We start from the raw sequence: 3,918 nt of genomic DNA, 5'->3' as shown, positions 1-3,918 counted from the left end.
AGGTAAAAACAGTTGTTTATGATAAGACCGGCACCCTCACCACCGGCGACATGAAGCTGGAAAAAGTGTTCGTGAAAGACGGAGGCGAGCCAGTCGAATTGCTGCAAACCCTCTACCTGTGCGAATACACCTCCTCCCACCCCTTCTCCCGGGCCATCAAAAGCGCCTTTGACGGAGATTACGACAGCAAAAAGGTCAACGCCTATTCCGAGTATCCGGGCAAAGGCGTTTTGCTGGAGTATGGCGGAGACCGCCTGATCGCGGGTTCGGAGGCATTTTTACGGGAATTCGGCTTTGTCGATCTGATCCGCCCGGACGCCCTGAGCTTGGTCCACGCCGCCAAAAACGACTATTACCTGGGCTGCGTTACCTTTTCCGACGAGCTCAAGCCTGGCATTAAGGATGCCCTTTCATCCCTGAGAAAACAAGGCGTAAACAGCAACGTCATGCTTTCCGGCGACCGGCAGGCCAAAGCGGAAAAAGTGAGCCGGGAACTTGGTTTGGACCATTTTTATGCGGAACTGCTGCCAGGCCAGAAACTGGCCAAACTGGAGGAGATCATCCACAGCGCGGAAGGCAAGGTCGCCTTCGTGGGCGACGGCATGAACGACGCCCCCTCGCTGGCCCGCGCGGACGTGGGCATCGCCATGGGCGGGATCGGAAACCAGGCCTCGGTTGAGACCGCGGACGTGGTGCTGCTGAACGACAAGCCTGGCCAATTGAGCGGGCTGTTCCGGATCGCCCGCGCCACTGGTGCCGTCGTCAGACAAAATATCGCCATCGTCCTGGGGGTAAAGGTTCTGGTGATGGTTCTGGGCGTTGGCGGGATCAGCGGGCTGTGGGAAGCGATCATCGCGGACGTGGGCGTTACCCTGCTGGTGATCTTCAATTCCCTGCGCATGCTGCGTTCCCAACGCGGCGCTTGACAAAAAGGGCGGGGCAAACTATCATGCAAAAAAATCGATTAAATTGACAATAGTGGAGAAACCATGCCCATAAATATCACCCTGCCCGACGGCTCCGTAAAAAGCTATGAGCAGCCCGTTTCCGCCCTCGCGGTGGCTGAAGAGATCAGCCCGCGCCTGGCCGAAGCCTCGATCTGCGCGGAGATCGACGGAAAACTGCATGATCTGAACCATATCATGGATAAAGACGCCAGCCTTGTCCTGCATACTTTCAAGACTGATACCGGCAAGGACATCTACTGGCACAGCACCGCCCATCTGATGGCCCAGGCCGTCAAACAGCTTTTCCCCAATGTGAAGGTCACCATCGGTCCGGCCATCGAACAGGGTTTTTATTACGACTTCGACCGCGACGAACCCTTTACCGAAGAGGAACTGGCCCGGATCGAGGATAGGATGCGCCTGCTCAGCCAGCAGAACCTGGTCTATGAGCGCAGGGAACTGACCAAAGCCGAGGCGGTTGAGATCTTTACCAAGCTGGGCGAGGATTACAAGATCGAGATTTTACAAGAGATCCCGGACACCGATATCATCAGCACCTACCGGCAGGGCGATTTCATCGACCTCTGCCGCGGCCCCCACATCCTGGATACCGGCAAGCTCAAGGCCATCAAGCTGCTCAAATCCTCCGGCGCCTATTGGCGCGGAGACGAAAAGAACAAGATGCTGCAAAGGATCTACGGCATCAGCTTCCCCACCCAGAAGGAACTGGACGAATATCTGGAATTCCTGCGCCAGGCGGCTTTGCGCGACCACCGCAAGCTGGGCAAGGACCTGGACCTCTTTTCCATCAACGACGACATCGGCCCCGGCCTGGTGCTTTGGCATCCCAACGGCGCCATGATCCGCCACCTGATCGAAACCTACTGGAAGGAAGAGCATCTCAAGCGCGGCTACAAGCTGGTTTACACCCCGCACGTGGGACGCGCCAACCTTTGGGAGACCAGCGGACACCTGGGCTTTTACAAGGAAAACATGTATGCCCCGATGGATGTCGAAGGGCAGGAATACTACATAAAACCGATGAACTGCCCCTTCCATATCGCCATCTACAACAGCAATCTGCACAGCTATCGCGAGTTACCCCTGCGCCTGGGCGAACTGGGAACCGTCTACCGCTACGAGCGCTCCGGCGTTTTACACGGTTTGATGAGGGTCCGCGGCTTCACCCAGGACGACGCCCACATCATCTGCACCCCGGACCAGCTCGACGGCGAGGTGGAAAAGCTGATCGTTTTCTCCCTGGACATGCTCAGGCACTTTGGCTTCCAGGAATTCCTGATCTATCTGAGCACCATGCCCGAGGCCAAGGTCGGCGATCCCCAGGATTGGGAAACCGCCACCGCCAGCCTGCGCCAGTCCCTGGAAAAACTCGGCCTGGCCTATGAAGTGGACGCGGGCGGCGGCGCTTTTTACGGCCCCAAGATCGATATCAAGATCAAGGACGCCATCGGCCGCGCCTGGCAATGCACCACCATCCAGTTCGATTTCAACGAGCCGGAGCGCTTCAAGATGAGCTATATTGGAGCGGATAACGCCCAGCACCGGCCTTTCATGATCCATCGCGCCATCCTGGGTTCGGTCGAGCGCTTTTTCGCCACCCTGCTGGAATACCATTCCGGAAACCTGCCGCTCTGGCTCTGCCCGGTGCAATTGGTTATCCTGCCGATCACCGACGGCCAATTGGAATACGCGCGCAAGATCGAGGAACAGATGAATCTCCTCGGATTGCGCTGCGAGGTGGATGCCCGCAACGAAAAGATCGGCTACAAGATCCGCGAGGCCGAGATCCGCAAGGTCCCCTTCATGTGCATTCTGGGCAAAAAAGAGCAAGAAAACGAGACTCTCACCCTACGCCAGCACACCGTCGGCGACCTTGGCTCGATGAGCTTTGAAGACGCCGTGAAGCGGATCCGGGATGGCTCCTGACACATGCGGCAGATCTTGGGTAGAGCAGACCAGGCCCATCGGCCGTTTTTGGCTCTTGGGCGGGAGGTGACATGAGTATCATCGGCCAATTGCAGCAAGAGCTGAAGCTGGAAGCAGAGGCCATCCTGCGCGTGGCGGAGCAGCTCGATCCGGCGCAGGCCGAGAAAGCATTTCAGATCCTGAAGGATTGCCAGGGCAAGGTGGTCCTCACGGGGGTCGGCAAAGCCGGGATCATCGCCAGAAAGGTCTCCGCGACCCTGGCCAGCACTGGCACGACCTCGATCTTTCTCCACGCCGCGGAAGGCATCCATGGCGACCTGGGCATGCTTCAGCCCGCGGATGTGGTGATGGCCATCTCCCACAGCGGCAACACCCAGGAACTGCTATCCATCATCCCTTTCATCAAGTTCATCGGCATCAGGCTGATCGCCCTCACCGGCAATGTCCAGTCCCCACTGGCCCAAGCGGCCGACGCGGTTTTGGATTGCAGCATCCCGGCGGAATACGAGGCCCTGGGCATGGTTCCCACCTCCAGCACCACCGTCGCTTTGGCTTTGGGAGACGCTTTGGCCATCCTCCTGCTCAAGGAAAAGAATTTCTCCCTGGCCGATTTCGCCCGTTTCCATCCCGGCGGCAACATCGGCAAGAAACTGCTCCTGAAAGTGCGCGACCTGATGCACTCTGGCGAGGAATTGCCCCAGGTGGCGGAATCCGAAACAATGAGCGGCGTGATCCTGGAAATGACCTCCAAAAAGCTCGGTTGCGCGGCTGTTGTGGACGAGGATCAGCGCCTGGCGGGCATGATCACGGACGGAGACCTGCGCCGCCAGATCCAACTCAAGCAGGAAAACCTTTTGTCCCACAGCGCCCGCGAATGCATGACCCCCAAGCCCAAGCGCTGCCAGCCGGATGAACTGGCCGCCGAAGCCCTCAACCTGATGGAGCGCCACCAGATCACCATGCTGCCTGTTGTCGACTCCGATGACAGGGTGGTAGGCATGCTCCACATGCACGATCTCGTCCG

3 protein-coding genes are annotated in these 3,918 nt (G+C 58.3%); all 3 read left to right on the top strand.

Annotated elements, in window-relative coordinates:
* On the top strand, positions 1 to 926 hold a 926-nt coding region (locus K0B87_09440), incomplete at its 5' end, for an HAD-IC family P-type ATPase (GenBank protein ID MBW6514958.1).
* 63 nt (positions 927 to 989) lie between these two features.
* Positions 990 to 2,894, top strand: a complete 1,905-nt coding sequence (thrS, locus tag K0B87_09435; protein ID MBW6514957.1) for a threonine--tRNA ligase — start codon at positions 990 to 992, stop codon at positions 2,892 to 2,894.
* Positions 2,895 to 2,965: 71 nt separating this feature from the next.
* A partial coding sequence (locus K0B87_09430; protein ID MBW6514956.1) for a KpsF/GutQ family sugar-phosphate isomerase occupies positions 2,966 to 3,918 on the top strand: 953 nt, incomplete at its 3' end.

Source organism: Candidatus Syntrophosphaera sp. (assembly GCA_019429425.1).
Classification (GTDB): domain Bacteria; phylum Cloacimonadota; class Cloacimonadia; order Cloacimonadales; family Cloacimonadaceae; genus Syntrophosphaera.
This window is presented reverse-complemented; position numbering and strand designations above follow the sequence as displayed.